The organism is Bradyrhizobium sp. AZCC 2230, assembly GCF_036924495.1.
In the GTDB taxonomy this organism is placed as follows: Bacteria; Pseudomonadota; Alphaproteobacteria; order Rhizobiales; family Xanthobacteraceae; genus Bradyrhizobium; species Bradyrhizobium rifense.
Map to the genome: position 1 here is coordinate 6136270 of NZ_JAZHRS010000001.1, position 17345 is coordinate 6153614.

Consider the following 17345-nt stretch of genomic DNA (forward strand, 5'->3'; position numbering starts at 1 on the left):
AAGCCCCGGTGCTACAAGCGCCGGGGCTTTTTCTTTGCCCAAAATATCCCGTATAGCTGCACGCATGCTGCCCGAGATCGTCACCTTCTGGCATGGCCCGATGGACGCGCTGCGCCAGACCTGTCTGCGCTCGCAATTGGCTGCCGGCCACAAGGTCACGGTCTATAGTTTCGACACCATCCCGGGTCTTCCCGCGGGCGTCGGCAATGCCGATGCCGAAGCGATCCTGCCGCACGCGTTCTCCGAACGGCTGCGGCCGCCGCAGCCGGACGGCAGCTGGCGCGACTGGACCACGCTGCAGTTCAGCGATTTCTTCCGCATGAAGCTGATGGCCAAGAGTGCCGGCCTCTGGCTCGACGCCGATGTGCTGCTGCTCAAGCCCGTCGAGATCGATCCGGCGAAACCGTACTTCGCATGGGAGCGGCCGCGCCAGCTCGGCAACTCCGTGATCTACCTTCCGCGAGAGCACGGCATCGTCGCGGCCTTTGAAGAGCTGATGGAGCAGGAGGAGCTGACACCGAACTGGCTGTCGGTGCGCCACCGCATCACCTTCCTGATGCGCCGCCTGCGCGGCGGCTCGAACCGACTCTCCGACATTCGTGTCGCGATCTTCGGGCCGGCGGCACTGACCGCGCTCGCCCGCCGCACCGGTGAGTTGCACAACGCGCTGCCGAAGCAGTCGTTCTACGCCGTACATGCCGAACCAAAACTGTTCTTCGATCCGTCGAGCTATCTCGACCTCGTCACCAACCCCGAGATCATCGGCCTGCACATCTCGCCCAAAGGCCGCGGCGGCGAGAAGCCGATTCCAGGCAGCCTGTATGCGTGGGCGACGGAGCGGTTTGCGTAGCTCTCCTCTCTCGTGTCCCGGACGCGGTGCAGCGTGCAACGCTGCTCCGCAGAGCCGGGACCCAGTACGCCGCGACATGGGCCCCGGCTCTGCAGCGCATCACTGCGTGCTGCGCCGCGTCCGGGGCACGAGACCGGTGTCTCTCGATCCATTCTCAATTTGATCCAGCGCAACGCGCCCTTGCACCATTGTGCCTAGTCTCGCTCCCATCGCACGCGCCCAATGGAGCTTCGCCATGAACGCCGCAAGCAGGCCCTATCCCATTGTTCAGGACCTCATCGAGTCCTTTGCCGGCTGGCTGAAGCATCGCCGCGAGCTGAGCGAGTTGCGGCAGCTCGATCGCTCCGATTTCGGCCGGTCGCGAATGATCTCAGGATCGCGCCCGATGATCTGGAAGAGCTGGTCCACCACGGCCGGCACGCGGCCGACGAACTCCCGCAAATGCTGGAGCAGCTTGGCATCGACACCGACCGCCTGCAGCGCGCGCAGCCGCTCCTGCTGCGCGACATGGAGCGGGTCTGCTCGCTGTGCCATCAAAAGGCACGCTGCTATCTGGAGCTCGTCACCGGCACGGTCGTTGAAAATTACCACGGCTATTGCGGCAATGCCGCGACGCTGGAGTCACTCGATCGCGCCGACATCGCGTCGCGCTGAGCTGCAGCGAGCGGCTGTCGGCCTTATCCGGCGACGGCCGAGACGAGAGACGACGTTGTTGGATGCAAGAAGGACCGTGGCACGACGAGGTGCCGGCGCGCGCAGCCGCCGTTGCTGCGCGACATCAAGCGGGTCTGCTCGCTCTGCCATCACAAGGGACAGCGCCACCACGATCTCGCCGGCGGCATCGCCGCGCCGAACTATCACGGCTGTCGCGCGAGGATCGAATAGTATGACTTATGCGGGATCCCGTTTCAGTGGCGAGGCCGCCGGTCAGGTCTCCGCAATTGTCCGTGCTTGATCTGGACGAGTGGCTCTGTTTGGATGGCTGCCGTTCGGCAATTCTTCGGATAGTCATGGTAAACCAAACAGATGGATACCGCCGTTCATTGGGTGCGCGTTCACAAGAAGGCATTGTGACCGCCCACCGCGCGGGCATCCGAAATCGGCTCCTGACGGCATTGCCGCCGGCGGACCTCGACTTGCTCACGCCCTATTTCCAGAAGGTCTCGTTCGAAGCCGATGCCGTCCTGGTGCGGGCCGGCGATGAGCTCGACCCTGTCTATTTTCCCCATAGTGGCGCAATCGCCTTCATGCTCGATATGCCGGACGGGCAAACGGTCGCAACCACCTTGATGGGGCGGGAAGGCGCCTTGGCCTCGTTCTCCGTGCTCGGCCCATCGCTTTCATCCGTGACCGCGGTTGCTCGCGTGGCTGGCACAGCATCGCTGATTTCCGCCGCCAGATTTCGGGCTGCCTATGCGCAAAGCGCAGCCATCAGGAATGTCGTGCAGGTCCACGCCCGCGCGGTGTTATTGCAGCTCCAGCAGGTCGCCGCTTGCAACGCGCTGCACCGGGTGGATGGCCGCATGGCGCGGTGGCTCCTACAGCTTCACGACCGCGTTCCCGGTGACCTGCTTCCGGTAACGCACGATGCGCTTGCGCAATTGCTTGGTGTGCGACGGACGACAGTGACTCTGACGATGAGCAAGCTGCGCCAGGCCGGCGCCGTCCCGTCCGACCGGCGCGGGTCCGTCGAGATCGATCGGGCGCGGCTCGAGAAGGCCGCATGCGATTGTTATGCGCTCATGCAGGGCAAGATCGATCAGATGTATTGCGAGGAATTGTCGGCGCCGCAGCCTGCCCATGCGCCGCTACGGGAAAGCGCCATCGTCGCCTCCGACAAGGCGGATGGTGAATCCAGAGCCGTTTCGCGGGCGGGAAAATAAAATAGAGAGCAAAGCCTGGAATCGCGTTGGCGCAGAAAAGCGGATACCGCTTTTCGAGATGGCGCATCAGCCCTTCGATCGCGCGACGTCGCGCCGCACTAATGCATCGCGGGAAATCCCTGCCCCGCGAGGAATTTCTTGGTCCCCGCCTCGGATCGAGGTCGAACCGGCGGTTGATTTAGGTCAAGCTTTCAGGGCAAATTCAGGCTCGATCATGGGCTGGCAACGGTGATCCGTTGTCGTGCCAACATTGAGCGGGTGCCCGAATGATCACGATTCCTGAATTGGTGGCGCAGACCTTATCGTCGTTTCTGACGACCGATACCCGAGATCGGTTTGGTTCTTCTCATGCCCGTCTGACCGAAGTGCTGCCGTTTGCGGCCAGGCTGACACTGGAATGCATCGGCAACAGCGACGCACTCTATCACGACGTCGAGCACACCATGCTCGTTACCCTGGCGGGACACGATATCCTGATGGGACGGATGATGTTACGTCCGACCACAGCCGCAGACTACGCAAATTTCATCCTGGCCTGCCTCACTCATGACATCGGATACGTGCGCGGCATCGTTCAGGGCGATACCGAGGACTCCTATGTTGCAGACGTCACCGGCCGCACGATTCGCCTCCCGCGCGGGGCGACCGATGCCTCGCTCGCACCCCATCATGTCGACCGCTCGAAGCTGTTCGCCTCCGAGCGCTTCGACGGTGTCGAGGAAGTCGACGCAAGCCGGATTGCGCGAGCGATAGAATTCACGCGATTTCCCTATACGGATTCGCCCAACGACGAACTGGTTGAAGAGGAAGGGATGCTGCTGCGCGCCGCGGACCTCATTGGCCAGCTCGGCGACCCGAACTATCTCAGAAAAGCAAATGCGCTCTTCTACGAGTTTGAGGAAATCGGGTTGAACAAGAAGCTCGGCTACGAAACGCCAGCAGACGTCGTCTACAAGTACCCGCAATTCTATTGGAACAACGTCGCCCCGCAAATTCAAGGCGCCATACGCTACCTCAACATCACCGCGAGCGGGCGGCAATGGATCGCAAACCTGTATGGCAACGTTTTCCGGGCTGAGCGCGAACCGGGCTTGTCCGGGCCACAGCCATGATGGCGAGTTTGGACGAATACTCGAATGATATCGCATGACCAATTTCACCGAGAGCGGGACGAAGAGGCGACGGTGGCCTTACCGTTTGGCCGTGGTTCTGATCGCCTATCTGGCCCTGGCCTACTTTCTGGCGCCCTTCCTGTGGATTCACCACGAGCACGAAGCCGGGCTCGCTTCATTGCCGATGATCACCAGGACGTCGGACGATATCCCTGCCGATCCGCTGAACGTTGGACTTGTTGGTAACGACGAAGACGTCGTCCGAGCAATGAACACGGCCGGTTGGTTTGCAGCCGATGCTGTGACGCTGCGCTCAAGCATCGAGATCGTCGGGAGCGTGGTACTGGATCGGCCATATCGTAGCGCCCCTGTCAGCCCGCTCTACTACCTTGGGAAGAAGGAGCAATACGCCTTCGAGAAGCCTGCAGGGCGTAGCGCCGATCGGCGAAATCACGTTCGATTCTGGAAGGCCCTTCAGAAGGGCGATGATGGTCGTCCGGTTTGGCTCGGTTCGGCGACTTTCGATCGGGGCGTCGGGCTAAGCCACGACACGGGACAGGTCACCCACCATATCGCTGCCAACATCGATGCCGAGCGAGATCTTCTGATGACCGATCTGCGCGAGGCACGTGTCGTCAGCAATTTCTTTCAGATCTCGGGCATAGGCCCAACGCTGTTCGGCCGAAACGGGGGTGGCGACCCCTACTACACCGATGGCGAGATACACGTTGCCGTCCTGGTGCCAGGAGCAGCAAATGGGCCTGCGGATCCGCCGACCATTCCGCCGCCATCTCTCATTGCCATGAAAGATGCCATATGGCACAGCATCGCTCAGAGAGCCGAAGGCACGCCCTAGCCCTTCCCCATCGCCGCGATCGCGTCCGCGATCTCGATCGTGCGCTTTGCCATGTCGGCGTGCAGGCGCTCCACCATCGCGCCATCGAGGCGGATCGCGCCGCGCGAGACGTTTTCCGGCAGCTCGAACGCCGCGATGATTTTTCGGGCGCGGGCGATTTCTTCTTCCGGCGGCGTGAAGATGGCGTTGCAGGCTTCGATCTGCGAGGGATGGATCAGCGTCTTGCCGTCAAAACCGAGATCGCGCGCTTGCGCGCATTCGGTGGCAAAGCCATCGGGATTGTTGATGTCGCTGTAGGGGCCATCGAGGATCTCGAGGCCGGCGGCGCGCGTCGCCAGGATGCAATGGGTGATCATCGGGATCATCGCGGCGCGGCCGGGCATCATCTTGATCCGCGTCTCGCGCGAGATGTCGTTCGGGCCGAACACGAAACCCGCGAGGCGCGTTTTCGGATCGCGGCCGGCCACGGCCAGCTCCTCGGCATGCAGCACGGCGTGCGCGGTCTCGATCATCGCCCAGACCTTGACGGTCGGCGCGGCGCCGAGCTCGGCGAGATGGTGGCCGATGGTCTGGAGATCCTCGATGCTTGAAACCTTGGGAACCAGGATGCCGTCCGGCGACGCCTTGGCGGCCATCGCGACGTCGTCGGCCCACCATTGCGTGTCGAGGCCGTTGGTGCGGATCAGGACCTCGCGCTTGCCGAAGCCTTTTGCTGCAATCGCGGCGGCGATGCCATCGCGCGCCGCCGCCTTGGCGTCGGGGGCGACGGAATCCTCGAGGTCCAGGATGAGGCCGTCGGCGGCGAGATTGCGCGCTTTTTCAAGGGCGCGTGGGTTGGAGCCGGGCATGAACAGATGGCTGCGGCGCGGGCGGGTCATGCTGTCGTTCCTTCCGGTTTGCTCGTCTCTATTCTGGCCGAAGCCGATAGCATCTGGCCTGCCTATTCGAAAGGCTTGTTCGCGCTACCGGTATATGATTAGGCATAGGCCATGATCACATTCCCGAAGCATTTGCTGGAAGGCTACAACGCCTTCGCCACCCAGCGGCTGCCGGCCGAGCAGAACCGCTATCGCGAGCTGTCGGTGAAGGGACAGTTCCCGGAAGTGATGGTGATCGGCTGCTGCGACAGCCGCGTTGCACCGGAGACCATTTTCGACGTCGGCCCGGGCGAATTGTTCGTGGTCCGCAACATCGCCAATCTGGTGCCGGTGTATCAGCCCGACGGCAACGCGCACGGCGTCTCGGCCGCGCTGGAATACGCCGTGACGGTGCTGAAGGTGAAGCACATCGTCATCCTCGGCCACGCCCAATGCGGCGGCATCCGCGCCTTCGTCGACAAGATCGAGCCGCTGACGCCCGGCGACTTCATCGGCAAATGGATGCAGATGTTCATCAAGCCGGGCGAAGTGGTCGAGCAACGCGGCCACGAGTCCATGGCGCAATTCGTCGAGCGCATCGAGAAGGCCGCGGTGTTCCGCAGCCTCGAGAACCTGATGACCTTCCCCTTCGTGCGCAAGGCCGTCGAGAGCGGCCAGATGCAGCTGCACGGCGCCTATTTCGGCGTCGCTGAGGGAACGCTGTTCGTGCTGGACCAGGCGAGCAAGGAATTCCGGAGCGCGCGGAGCGTGGTGTAGGGCTGCCGCGGCGCGGTTTGAATTCGTAGGGTGGGCAAAGCGAAGCGTGCCCACCACCTTTCGCAATCATAGTCAGATGGTGGGCACGGCGCTTTGCGCCTTTGCCCACCCTACGAGACCTGTGACGGAGCTTACGCCGCCTTCTTCTTCGCGCTGATCAGCCTGCGGTTGATCAGGACTTCCGCGATCTGGATCGCGTTGAGGGCTGCGCCCTTGCGCAGATTGTCCGACACGCACCACAGCACGAGACCGTTCTCAACCGTCGCGTCCTCGCGGATGCGGCTGATGTAGGTGGCGTCCTCGCCGGCGGCTTCATACGGCGTGGCGTAGCCGCCGGGCTCGTGCTTGTCGATGACGAGACAACCGGGCGACTTGCGCAGGATGTCGCGCGCTTCATCCGCGCTGATCGGATTCTCGAACTCGATGTTGACGGCCTCGGAGTGGCCGACGAACACCGGCACGCGCACGCAGGTGGCGGAGAGCTTGATCTTGGGATCAAGAATCTTCTTGGTCTCCATCATCATCTTCCACTCTTCCTTGGTGTAGCCGTCCTCCATGAAGACGTCGATGTGGGGAATGACGTTGAAGGCGATGCGCGTGGGAAACTTCTTACTGACCAGCTCCTGGTTGGTGTAGACGGCCTTGGTCTGCGAGAACAGTTCGTCCATCGCATCCTTGCCGGCGCCCGACACCGATTGGTAGGTCGAGACCACGACGCGCTTGATCGTCGCCTTGTCGTGCAGCGGCTTCAGCGCGACCACGAGTTGCGCGGTCGAGCAGTTCGGGTTGGCGATGATGTTCTTCGTCTTGAAGCCGGCTGTTGCGTCCGCGTTCACTTCCGGCACGATCAGCGGCACGTCCGGATCCATGCGCCAGGCCGAGGAATTGTCGATCACGACCGTGCCGGCGGCGCCGATCTTCGGCGACCATTCCTTCGACACCTCGCCGCCCGCCGACATCAGACAGATGTCGACATCGGAGAAATCAAAGTGCTCGAGCGCCTTGCACTTCAGGGTGCGGTCGCCATAGGAGACCTCGACGCCTATGCTGCGCCGTGACGCCAGGGCGACGACCTCGTCCGCGGGGAATTTGCGCTCATCCAGAATGTTGAGCATTTCCCGTCCGACATTGCCGGTCGCGCCGACGACTGCGACTTTGTAACCCATCGTTCACTCTCCGATGAAAAAGCCCGTTCCTGAAGCTGACGCTTAAACAGGAAGAGCAGCGCTTCTATGCGAGAACCGGCCTCAAGACAACGTTGGACCATGCCTGAAGGCCGTGGATGCAGTCGCCCGAGGCCAGCACGGCCGCAACGCCCACCCAGATCCATTTAGCGCTTGCCAATTTCGCCGACGAAGTCGTCGGTACGCTGGCGCGCCTGTTCGCCTATGTGGGGACGCTGGCGCTGTTTGCCATCCTCGCGCTCGCCGGGCTCGGCCAGCTATCTGATCTGCGCGACGATGAGGCCGCCTCAAAGCCGGGCTGGGCTGTCGCGGACCGGTCGCATCCGGCGTTTGCGCTCAGCCGGCTCGATTCAACAGAGAAAACAGCCTCTTACACTATTTTCAGGCATCCCGAGGGCGGCCGGCGCGACGTGATGCGCTGGACTGGCGAGGCAGACAAGCGCGCCGACAGACCCTTGGCCGAGCTCGAGATCTACCGGGAAGGCAGCGAATTCGACGTGACGCGGCCGGCGACCGCTGGCCTCGCCGTCCAGATGGGCCTGGGTGAGGCCACCGCGCTCGAGCAGGCCGGCCTGATCGACACCAAATTCGGCCCTGTCGCCCTGTTCCGGCCGACCGGCACAGCGGATGGGACGCCGGCGTGCCTCGGCTACCTCAAGCGCAATGAGGAGCCGGGCTTGCAGATCTCCGGCTTCTCCTGCCAGGGCGACACCATGCCGGCCCGTCGCGCGGCGATCGCCTGCACGCTGAACCGGATGACGCTGCTTGCCTCGGGCAACGAGCCGAAGCTCGCGGAATTGTTCGCCCACGCGGAGCTGAAGCGGCGCTCCTGCGATGCCGCCGGCTCTGGCGACTGGCTGCTGGGCGCCGCCAACGCACAATTGCGCGGGGCGCTTTAAGCGGCGTCAGGCCAAGTGACTGGTTTGCATGTAACTTTTGCCGGCGCGCACGATTATTCCGGCGTGGTGTGACTGAATTGACCTAGTTGCGGCCACCCCGGCCGGGCTAGTATGGGGCGAAATCGACTGGCGGCTTGCCGCCTGAAGGGGACGTGATGAGCTCGAATTTCTTGACCGCGACCAAACTGGCGACCTTGCTTGCGGCGGGCGCCGTGGTTGCGATGGCTTTCGCTGCGCCGGCTTCGGCCGACACCAAGACCAAGCAGCAACGCTATGACGATCGCGGCCGGCCCGTTTACGGCCCGAGCGGTCCCAACGCGGTCTACCAGCAGGGCCGCACCCGTATCTATGTGAGCAAGCGCTCCTGGCTCGACGGCGGCACCGAGGTCAATCCCGGCGACCGCAAGTTCAGCGATTATGCCTTCCCGCCGGCCGTTGGCTATCCGTCCTTCGCCCGTGAGAACAACAACCGCCCGATCGATCGCCAGCCGCTGCCCACGCCGGCCGATCTCGGCGGCTACCCGCAGAATTTCCCGCTGTACTGAGCGGACGATAATTCGAATCGAAAAGGCCGGGCTCACGCCCGGCCTTTTGCGTTTCGGGCGGTGCCGTAGGGTGGGCAAAGGCGCAAAGCGCCGTGCCCACCACATCTCTCCATCGCGGAAAATGCGTGGCACGCTTCCGCCTTCGCTCTTCGAGCTACGGCGGACAAGTCGCTTTGCCCACCCTACGAGACCTGTCGTTTTGCGAGAGCCACTCTATGAATTGGCCGCCGGGTCATAGCGCCGGCAAAACTCTTCGATCGCCTCGGAGCGGAAATCGGCGAGGCGTTCGAAGATCAGTTCATCCGGCCAATCCCACCAGGCGATGCGGCGCAGACTTTCCGCGACAGCATCATCAAAGCGCTTGCGGATGGCGCGCGCGGGAACGCCACCGACGATGGTGTAGGGCGCGACGTCGCGGCTGACGACCGCACCCGCGCCGATCACCGCACCGTCGCCGATTGTGACGCCGGGCAGCAGGATCGCGGCGTGGCCGATCCAGACATCATTGCCGACGATGACGCGGTCGCCGCGGCGGTCCGCGAAGAAGTCGCGGTCGCGGCTCGCCGTCGCGTCGTAATATTCAGGGACATAGGTGAAGCGATGCTGCGACGCGCGGCCCATCGGATGGTTCGGCGCGCCGATCCGCACCGAATTTGCGATCGCCGTGAATTTTCCGATGACGGCATCGGCGACGTCGCAATTCTCGCCGAGATAGGAGTAGTCGCCGAGCGAGGCATATTCGATGCGGGTATGGCTGAGGATCTCGCAGCGCCGCCCGATCTGCGCCTCGCGCTGGCGGACGGTGTCATGGATGATGGTTTCCGCGATCTTGGGGCGGGGGGTATCCATGAGGTAGCTCCGAGAGCAGGTGCCGTAGGGTGGGCAAAGCGAAGCGTGCCCACGCATTTTTCGCGATCGAGAGAGATGGTGGGCACGGCGCTTAGCGCCTTTGCCCACCCTACGAGAGCTGCGTTTGCCGCCGCTTACGCGTGCAGCTTCTGCAGTTCCTTCAGAATCGCTTCGCCCATCTGCGTGGTCGAGGCAGCCGTGGTGCCTTCCGACTTGATGTCGGCGGTACGCAGACCGCTGGCGAGCACGGCGGCGATCGCGGCGTCGACCTTGTCGGCGAGCGCGCCCATGTCGAAGGAATAGCGCAGCGCCATGCCGAAGGACGAGATCATCGCGATCGGATTGGCCAGGCCCTTACCCGCGATGTCAGGCGCAGAACCGTGCACGGGCTCGTACAGCGCCTTGCGCTTCTTGCTCTTGACGTCGACTTCGCCGAGCGAGGCCGAAGGCAGCATGCCGAGCGATCCGGTGAGCATCGCCGCGATATCGGACAGCATGTCGCCGAACAGATTGTCGGTGACGATGACGTCGAACTGCTTCGGCGCCTTCACCAGCATCATGCCGCCGGAATCGGCGAGCTGGTGCTCGAGCGTGACATCGGGATATTCGCGCTTGTGGACCTGGGTCATGACCTCGTTCCAGAGCACGCCCGACTTCATGACGTTGCGCTTCTCCATCGACGTCACCTTGTTCTTGCGCTTCCGGGCCAACTCGAAGGCGACGCGGCCGATGCGCTCGATCTCATAGGTGTCGTAGACCTGGGTATCGATGGCGCGCTTCTGGCCGTTGCCGAGATCGGTGATGGTCTTGGGTTCGCCGAAATAGACACCGCCGGTGAGCTCGCGCACGATGACGATGTCGAGGCCCTCGACTGCCTCGCGCTTCAGGCTGGAGGCATCCGCCAGCGCCGGATAGCAGACGGCGGGGCGGAGGTTGGCGAACAAAGCGAGATCCTTGCGCAGGCGCAGCAGGCCGGCTTCGGGGCGCACTTCATAGGGAACGGCATCCCATTTCGGCCCGCCGACCGCGCCGAAGATGATGGCGTCGGCAGCCAGCGCCTTGGCCATGTCGCCCTCGGAGATCGACACCTTGTGGGCGTCATAGGCCGAGCCGCCGACGAGGCCGGTATCGGTCTCGAATTTGGCGATTCCCGCGCTATTGAGCCAATCGATCAGCCGCTTCACCTCGCCCATCACCTCGGGGCCGATACCGTCGCCGGGGAGCAGCAGCAATTTGTGGGTCGCCATGGTCGTTTCCTCTGAGATCGAATTTCGGCCGGAGTGCTAGAGCGGCGTTGCGCGCTTGGCAAGACACCATTGCCGCCGCGCGGCTGTGCAAGGCGGGCAGGGCCTGCCACACTGGAGAGGCCGGAGTACCCCTTGCTCGCCCCTGATAGACCCCCGCCCGACGCACACCCCGCGCGGCTGATCCTGACCCTGTCGCTGGCTGCGACGGTCGGGCTCGGCATCGGCCGCTTTGCCTATGCGCTGGTGCTGCCGGATATGCGGGAGGACCTCGGCTGGTCCTACTCGGCGGCCGGTTTCATGAACACCATCAACGCCGTCGGCTATCTTGTCGGCGCGCTGGTCGCGTCCCGGCTGATCCAGCGCGTCGGCTGGGCGGCCGCGATCCGCGGCGGAACGCTGGCCTGCGTCGCCGCGCTGGCGGTCTGCGCGCTGACAGGGAATTTCATTGCGCTGAGCCTGGCGCGGCTGGTGCTCGGTATCGGTGCCGCGGCTGGCTTCGTGGCCGGCGGCGCCCTCGCCGCGACCGTCGCGCAATCGCGCCCGGAGCGGGCCAATTTCCTGCTGAGCCTGTTTTATGCCGGCCCCGGCATCGGCATTCTCTCCTCGGGGCTGATCGCGCCGTTCACGCTGCAGCATTTCGGCCCGGGCTCGTGGTGGATCGTGTGGTGGGCGCTGACGCTGCTCTCGGCTGCGATGACGGTGCCGCTGTTCCTGGTCCGCATCGAAAGCGGCGCGCATTTCAACGAAGGCAGCCACGCCTCTTTCCGGATTCTTCCCGTGCTGATCTATCTCGCCGCCTACTTCCTCTTCGGCGCGGGCTACATCGCCTACATGACCTTCATGATCGCCTATGTGCGCGACGGCGGCGGCGGTGCCGCGGCGCAGGCCGGATTCTGGGGCCTGATCGGCATGAGTGCGTTCGTGACGCCCTGGGTCTGGCGCCGCGTGCTCGCGCTCGACCGCGGCGGTCTCGCCACCGCCATCATCCTCGGCACCAACGCGATCGGCGCCGGCCTGCCGATGCTCGGGCATTCAACCGCGTGGCTCGCGACATCGGCGGTGGTGTTCGGCGTCGCCTTCTTCGCCGTGGTCGGCTCGACCACTGCCTTCGTGCGCTTCAACTATCCGCATGAGGCGTGGCCGACCGCGATCGCGGCAATGACGATCTCATTCGGCGTCGGCCAGACGCTCGGCCCGATCGTGGTCGGCGCGATCACGGATGCGCTGGGGAGCCTGAGTTACGCGCTGAATGTGTCGGCGGCGTTGCTCGCGTTGGGCGCGGTGGCGGCGTTGTGTCAGCGGAAGGTGGGGTCAGCCTAGGTGTCATTCCGGGGCGCGCATGGCGCGCACCCGGAATCCATTCATCCACCAACGCTGCGGTCTGATGGATTCCGGGTTCTCGCTTCGCGAGCCCCGGAATGACTGAAGCCGTCAGCTCCCACTAAACGAATTGTACCCCTGGTCTTCCCAATAGCCGCCTTTGTACTCGTTGGTGACTTCCATCGAGACCACGTATTTCGGGTTCTTGAAGCCGAGTTTTGTCGGCACGCGGATCTTCATCGGAAAACCGTAGGCGCGCGGCAAGATTTCGCCCGCGTATTTGAACGTCATCTGCGTCTGCGGATGCAGCGCGGTGCGCATGTCGAGCGGCGAGTTGTAGCCGTCCTTGTCGGCGCACTGGAACCAGACGTATTTGGCACGCGTGTCGGCGCCGACCAGTTTCAGGAAATCGCGCAAGGGCGTGCCGGTCCAGCTGCCGATCGCGCTCCAGCCTTCGACGCAGATGTGGCGGGTGATTTGGGTGAACTGCGGCAGCTTGGTGAGCTCGGGCAGCGTCCACGACTTCTTGTTGTCGACGAGACCGCGCACCTCGAGCTTCCAGGCCTCGCCATCGACCTCCGGCGCGTCGTCGAGATCGTAATAGGCGTTGAACGGGAACGGTTTTGTGATCGCGCTCTCGGGAAAGGTCGGCGCCAGCGCATCGGGATTGAAGATGAAATCCTGCACGGCGTCGTTGAATTTCGAGATCTTCGCCAGCAGCGCGTCGGCGGACGAGGAATCGACTACATCACAGCCAGTGAGCAGCGTCAGCGCGCCGAGGCTGGCGCCGCCCGCGATGAAGCGGCGGCGGGTGACGTCGGGCATCGTCTTGATGGAATCCTTGATCAAGAGCCGCTTGTCGACGCCGGGGATCAGGAACGAACGCTTGGCCATGACTTCCTCCCTTAGCGACCGATGATCATCGCGCGCAGGCTCTTCGGCACCAGCAGCGCGAGCAGCACATGAATGACCAGGAAGGCGCAGATCGCGGCCATGCAGAAGAAATGCACGTAACGCGCGGTCGGGTAATCGCCGAACAGCGTCACCAGCCAATGCAATTGCACCGGCTTCCACATCGACAGGCCGGACAGCACGATCAGCACGCCGACCACGATGATGCCGGCATAGAGCGTACGCTGCACGTAGTTGTAGACGCTAAGGTCGTCATGGCTGAGCTTGAAGGTGAGCGCAGCCCTGACGTCGTGGAGCACGCCCGTCGGCGTGATTGGCAGCAGCTTCTTGCGGAAGCGGCCAGTCGCGAAGCCAGTCACGAGATAGGCGAGGCCATTAACCATCAGCAGCCACATCGCCGCAAAATGCCAGAGCAGCGCCCCACCAAGCCAGCCGCCAAGCGTGATGTCGTGGGAGAAACGAAAATCGAACAGCGGGGAGGCGTTGTAGATCTGCCAGCCCGACATGATCATCAGGATCATGGCGACAGCGTTGGTCCAGTGCATCACCCGGACCCAGACCGGCTGGATCGTTTTGGCCGGGGTGGCACTCACGTGCTCGTCGACTGTGGCTAGGCTCGACATGGTTCCGTCCTGTGAGGTCGCGTTGGCAATTATACGCCAGTCGCCCTGCGTTCGTTACACCCGCAAATCTGCGAATCTGGCGGACAGCTTCTCACAATAAAGCGAGCCGGAGATACCCCCGGCTCGCCTTGCCGCATGCCCCTGTCAGGGGGGACTAAACAGGGGTTGCGCGGTGTTACGTCGCCGGCATCAGCACGGTGTCGACCACATGGATCACGCCGTTGGACTGGTTGACGTTGGAAATCGTCACCATCGAGGTGCCGCCCTTGGCGTCGACGATCCAGACCTTGCCGTCCTGCTTCTTGACGGTGAGTTCCTCGCCCTCGACGGTCTTGAGCCTCTTCCCGTCGGTGAGGTCAGAGGCCTCGAGCTTGCCGGCCACGACATGGTAGGTCAGGATCTTGGTCAGGGTCGCCTTGTTCTCGGGCTTGACCAGGGTGTCGACGGTGCCGGCCGGCAGCTTGCCGAACGCGGCATTGGTCGGCGCGAACACTGTGAACGGGCCCTTGCCTTCCAGCGTCGGGACGAGACCGGCCGCCTTCACCGCCGCAACCAGCGTGGTGTGGTCCTTCGAGTTGACCGCGTTCTGGACGATGTTCTTCGACGGGAACATCGCGGCGCCGCCGACCATGACGGTCTTTTCCTCGGCGCGGGCGGGCGCGATGACGGTCGCGGTGATGGCCAGCGCGCTGAAGGCTGCAGCGGTGAGATAGGCAATGCGCTTCGACATGGAGAAACTCCCGATGATTGTGACCGGCATTTCGCCGGCGTTTGCGTTGGGGCAACAACGGCGGCTGCGACAGTTTGACGTGAAGCAGTAACGCGTCGTTGGTCCGAACTACGGGAGGGTCTGCGAAGTGGTTTCGAACAATAATTTATCGTGATGCGTGAAACTATGCGGCGGCGTGGCCGTGTGGTGCATCCGCACCGTCATTGCGAGGAGCACTTGCGACGAAGCAATCCAGGCTGTTTCCGCGGATACATCTCTGGATTGCTTCGCTTCGCTCGCAATGACGAACTAATAATCCCTGTTGTGCGGCGTCTGAATGAATCCGCGATTATGCGTCGGGCTGATCAGCAGCTCGTTGATGCAGACGCGCGGCGGCATCGAGGCGATGAAGGCGATGGTGCGGCCGAGATCTTCGGACTGCAGCATCTTCGCCTGCTCTTCCTCGCTCGGCACCACCGGGCGGAGTTTCAGGATCGGCGTCGCGACCTCGCCCGGCATCAGGCAACAGGCGCGCAGGCCGTTGACGCATTCGTCCATGTTGAAGGAATGGGTCAGCGCCAGCACCGCATGTTTGGTCGTGGTGTAAGCGGGCCCCGGCATCTTCGAGACGTGGCGGCCGGCCCAGGACGACACGTTGATGATCGAGCCGTCCTGCTGCTTGCGCATTGTCGGCAGCACTGCGCGCATGCAATAGAGCACGCCGTTGAGATTGACCTGGACCAGTCTGTCCCAGCCCTCCAATTCCATGTCCTTCCAGCTCCGCTTCGGGACATTGATGCCGGCATTGTTCACGAGCAGGTCGATGCGGCCGTGCTTCGCGACGATGTGATCGGCCGCCTTCTGGGCGTCAGTCGCACTGGACACGTCCAGCGCCAGCGCCTCTGCGGCACCGCCCGCCTTGGCGATCTTCGCGACCACGGTCTCCAGGGCGTCCTTGCGCCGGCCGGAGACCACCACCGTCCATCCATCAGCCGCGAGCGCCTCGGCGCCGGCCTCCCCGATCCCGCTGCCGCCGCCCGTGACCCAGGCCACGCGTTTCCCGTGTTTTGCCATGCCAACTGTCTCCGTTGCTTCATTGGGGCGGTTTTTGCTAATCCAGCCCTCGGTTTTGACCGGCCTTGTTTGCCTTTGCGGTCGAGGAAATCTTGCATGAACCAAGCAGCCAACGCCAATCTGTTTTCCCGCCTGTTCGACGGCCTCGACGATCCCAAACGTCTCGCCATCGAGACCCAGGACGGCGCCCCTATCAGCTATGGCGATCTGATCGCACGGGCCGGGCAAATGGCGAATGTGCTGGTGGCGCGCGGCGTGAAGCCCGGCGACCGCGTCGCGGTGCAGGTGGAGAAATCAGTCGCCAATATCGTGCTGTATCTCGGCACGGTGCGGGCCGGCGCGGTCTATTTGCCGCTCAACACCGCCTATACGCTGAACGAGCTCGATTATTTCATCGGCGATGCCGAGCCGTCGCTGGTGGTCTGCGATCCCTCGAAGGCCGAAGGCCTCGCGCCGATCGCCGCAAAAGTGAAAGCCAAGGTCGAGACGCTCGGGCCTGACGGCAAGGGCTCGCTGACGGAGGCCGCGGAGAAGGCAAGCAGCGAGTTCGCGACTGTTTCGCGGGCAAACGACGATCTCGCCGCGATCCTCTACACATCAGGCACCACCGGCCGCTCCAAGGGCGCGATGCTCACGCACGACAATCTCGCGTCGAACTCGCTCTCACTCGTCGGCTACTGGCGCTTCACGAATAAGGACGTGCTGATCCACGCACTGCCGATCTACCACACGCACGGCCTGTTCGTGGCGACCAACGTGACGCTGTTTTCGCGGGCGTCGATGATCTTCCTGCCGAAGCTGGATCCGGACCTCATCATCAAGCTGATGGCGCGCGCCACGGTGCTGATGGGCGTGCCGACCTTCTACACGCGGCTTCTGCAGAATCCCGCGCTGTCGCGCGAGGCGACCAGGCATATGCGGCTGTTCATTTCGGGCTCGGCGCCGCTGCTGGCAGAGACCCATCGCGAATGGTCGGCGCGCACAGGTCATGCCGTGCTCGAACGCTACGGCATGACCGAGACCAACATGAATACGTCGAATCCTTACGACGGCGCGCGCGTGCCGGGCGCGGTCGGCTTTCCGCTCCCCGGCGTCTCCGTGCGCGTGACCGAGCCCGAGACCGGCAAGGAATTGCCGCGCGACCAGATCGGCATGATCGAGGTCAAGGGCCCGAACGTGTTCAAAGGCTACTGGCGCATGCCGGAGAAGACCAAGTCCGAATTCCGCCCCGACGGCTTCTTCATCACCGGCGATCTCGGCAAGATCGACGACAAGGGCTACGTCCACATTCTCGGCCGCGGCAAGGATCTCGTGATCTCCGGCGGCTTCAACGTCTACCCCAAGGAAATCGAGAGCGAGATCGACGCCATGCCCGGCGTGGCCGAGTCGGCGGTGATCGGCGTGCCGCATGCCGATTTCGGCGAGGGCGTCACGGCCGTCCTCGTTTGCAACAAGGGCGCCGACGTGACTGAAGCCGCCGTGCTGAAAGCACTCGACGGGCGCCTGGCAAAATTCAAGATGCCCAAGCGCGTCTTCGTCGTCGACGAGCTGCCGCGGAATACGATGGGCAAGGTGCAGAAGAACGTGCTGCGGGATACGTACAAGGATATTTTCGCGAAGAAATAGGAGCGAGTGCTCCAGGGCTGGG

Annotated in this window: 17 protein-coding genes and 1 pseudogene; 10 read left to right on the forward strand and 8 right to left on the reverse strand. The window is 63.4% G+C overall.

Annotated features, from left to right (window positions below; genetic code table 11):
• Positions 1-64: 64 nt before the first annotated feature.
• The 5 genes and pseudogenes from V1280_RS29400 (at position 65) to V1280_RS29420 (ending at position 4701) form a co-directional block, all read left to right on the forward strand.
• A complete protein-coding gene (locus tag V1280_RS29400; RefSeq protein WP_334532476.1) occupies positions 65-850 on the forward strand; it encodes a hypothetical protein in 786 nt (261 codons plus the stop codon).
• Positions 851-1085: 235 nt separating this feature from the next.
• Positions 1086-1504, forward strand: a pseudogene (locus tag V1280_RS29405) (hypothetical protein).
• A gap of 416 nt (positions 1505-1920) precedes the next feature.
• The gene (locus V1280_RS29410; protein ID WP_334538450.1) at positions 1921-2733 is read left to right on the forward strand and encodes a Crp/Fnr family transcriptional regulator; all 813 of its coding nucleotides are present in this window, start codon (positions 1921-1923) and stop codon (positions 2731-2733) included.
• Positions 2734-2999: 266 nt separating this feature from the next.
• Entirely contained in the window at positions 3000-3845 is an 846-nt protein-coding gene (locus V1280_RS29415; protein WP_334532479.1) for a metal-dependent phosphohydrolase, read from the forward strand.
• A 34-nt stretch (positions 3846-3879) separates the two neighbouring features.
• A complete protein-coding gene (locus V1280_RS29420) occupies positions 3880-4701 on the forward strand; it encodes an LssY C-terminal domain-containing protein (protein WP_334532481.1) in 822 nt (273 codons plus the stop codon).
• Here the strand turns inward: V1280_RS29420 and V1280_RS29425 are convergent.
• A complete protein-coding gene (locus tag V1280_RS29425; protein WP_334532483.1) occupies positions 4698-5579 on the reverse strand; it encodes an HpcH/HpaI aldolase/citrate lyase family protein in 882 nt (293 codons plus the stop codon). The two genes, V1280_RS29420 and V1280_RS29425, sit on opposite strands and share 4 nt — an antisense overlap.
• A gap of 111 nt (positions 5580-5690) precedes the next feature.
• On the opposite strand from V1280_RS29425, the gene V1280_RS29430 reads away from it, so the two are divergent.
• Entirely contained in the window at positions 5691-6335 is a 645-nt protein-coding gene (locus V1280_RS29430; RefSeq protein WP_148778494.1) for a carbonic anhydrase, read from the forward strand.
• A gap of 131 nt (positions 6336-6466) precedes the next feature.
• Here V1280_RS29430 and V1280_RS29435 read toward each other — a convergent pair whose 3' ends face one another.
• Positions 6467-7501 carry an aspartate-semialdehyde dehydrogenase gene (locus V1280_RS29435; RefSeq protein WP_334532487.1) on the reverse strand — a complete coding sequence of 345 codons (1035 nt, stop codon included), beginning with the start codon at positions 7499-7501 and terminating at the stop codon, positions 6467-6469.
• Between the two features lie 116 nt (positions 7502-7617).
• On the opposite strand from V1280_RS29435, the gene V1280_RS29440 reads away from it, so the two are divergent.
• Together V1280_RS29440 and V1280_RS29445 are read left to right on the forward strand one after the other, a co-directional pair.
• Entirely contained in the window at positions 7618-8418 is an 801-nt protein-coding gene (locus tag V1280_RS29440) for a hypothetical protein (protein WP_334532490.1), read from the forward strand.
• Positions 8419-8573: 155 nt separating this feature from the next.
• On the forward strand, positions 8574-8963 hold the full coding sequence (locus V1280_RS29445; protein WP_334532493.1) for a hypothetical protein: 390 nt from the start codon (positions 8574-8576) through the stop codon (positions 8961-8963).
• A 213-nt stretch (positions 8964-9176) separates the two neighbouring features.
• On the opposite strand, the gene V1280_RS29450 is transcribed toward V1280_RS29445, so the two are convergent.
• Together V1280_RS29450 and leuB are read right to left on the reverse strand one after the other, a co-directional pair.
• A complete protein-coding gene (locus V1280_RS29450; protein WP_334532496.1) occupies positions 9177-9812 on the reverse strand; it encodes a DapH/DapD/GlmU-related protein in 636 nt (211 codons plus the stop codon).
• Positions 9813-9946: 134 nt separating this feature from the next.
• A complete protein-coding gene (leuB, locus tag V1280_RS29455) occupies positions 9947-11059 on the reverse strand; it encodes a 3-isopropylmalate dehydrogenase (protein WP_326897751.1) in 1113 nt (370 codons plus the stop codon).
• Between the two features lie 132 nt (positions 11060-11191).
• Between leuB and V1280_RS29460 the strand changes: the two genes are divergently transcribed.
• Entirely contained in the window at positions 11192-12379 is a 1188-nt protein-coding gene (locus V1280_RS29460; protein ID WP_334532505.1) for a YbfB/YjiJ family MFS transporter, read from the forward strand.
• A gap of 111 nt (positions 12380-12490) precedes the next feature.
• On the opposite strand, the gene V1280_RS29465 is transcribed toward V1280_RS29460, so the two are convergent.
• The 4 genes from V1280_RS29465 to V1280_RS29480 form a co-directional block, all read right to left on the reverse strand.
• Complete coding sequence (locus V1280_RS29465; protein WP_334532507.1) at positions 12491-13273, reverse strand: molybdopterin-binding protein; 783 nt, start codon at positions 13271-13273, stop codon at positions 12491-12493.
• 11 nt (positions 13274-13284) lie between these two features.
• Positions 13285-13914 carry a cytochrome b/b6 domain-containing protein gene (locus tag V1280_RS29470; protein ID WP_334532510.1) on the reverse strand — a complete coding sequence of 210 codons (630 nt, stop codon included), beginning with the start codon at positions 13912-13914 and terminating at the stop codon, positions 13285-13287.
• A 175-nt stretch (positions 13915-14089) separates the two neighbouring features.
• Positions 14090-14644: a fasciclin domain-containing protein gene (locus V1280_RS29475; RefSeq protein ID WP_334532513.1), complete on the reverse strand. Its 555-nt coding sequence runs from the start codon at positions 14642-14644 to the stop codon at positions 14090-14092.
• A 288-nt stretch (positions 14645-14932) separates the two neighbouring features.
• On the reverse strand, positions 14933-15697 hold the full coding sequence (locus V1280_RS29480; protein WP_334532516.1) for an SDR family oxidoreductase: 765 nt from the start codon (positions 15695-15697) through the stop codon (positions 14933-14935).
• 96 nt (positions 15698-15793) lie between these two features.
• Here V1280_RS29480 and V1280_RS29485 point away from each other — a divergent pair, with 96 nt between their 5' ends.
• Entirely contained in the window at positions 15794-17323 is a 1530-nt protein-coding gene (locus V1280_RS29485) for a malonate--CoA ligase (RefSeq protein WP_334532518.1), read from the forward strand.
• The last annotated feature ends 22 nt before the right edge of the window (positions 17324-17345 follow it).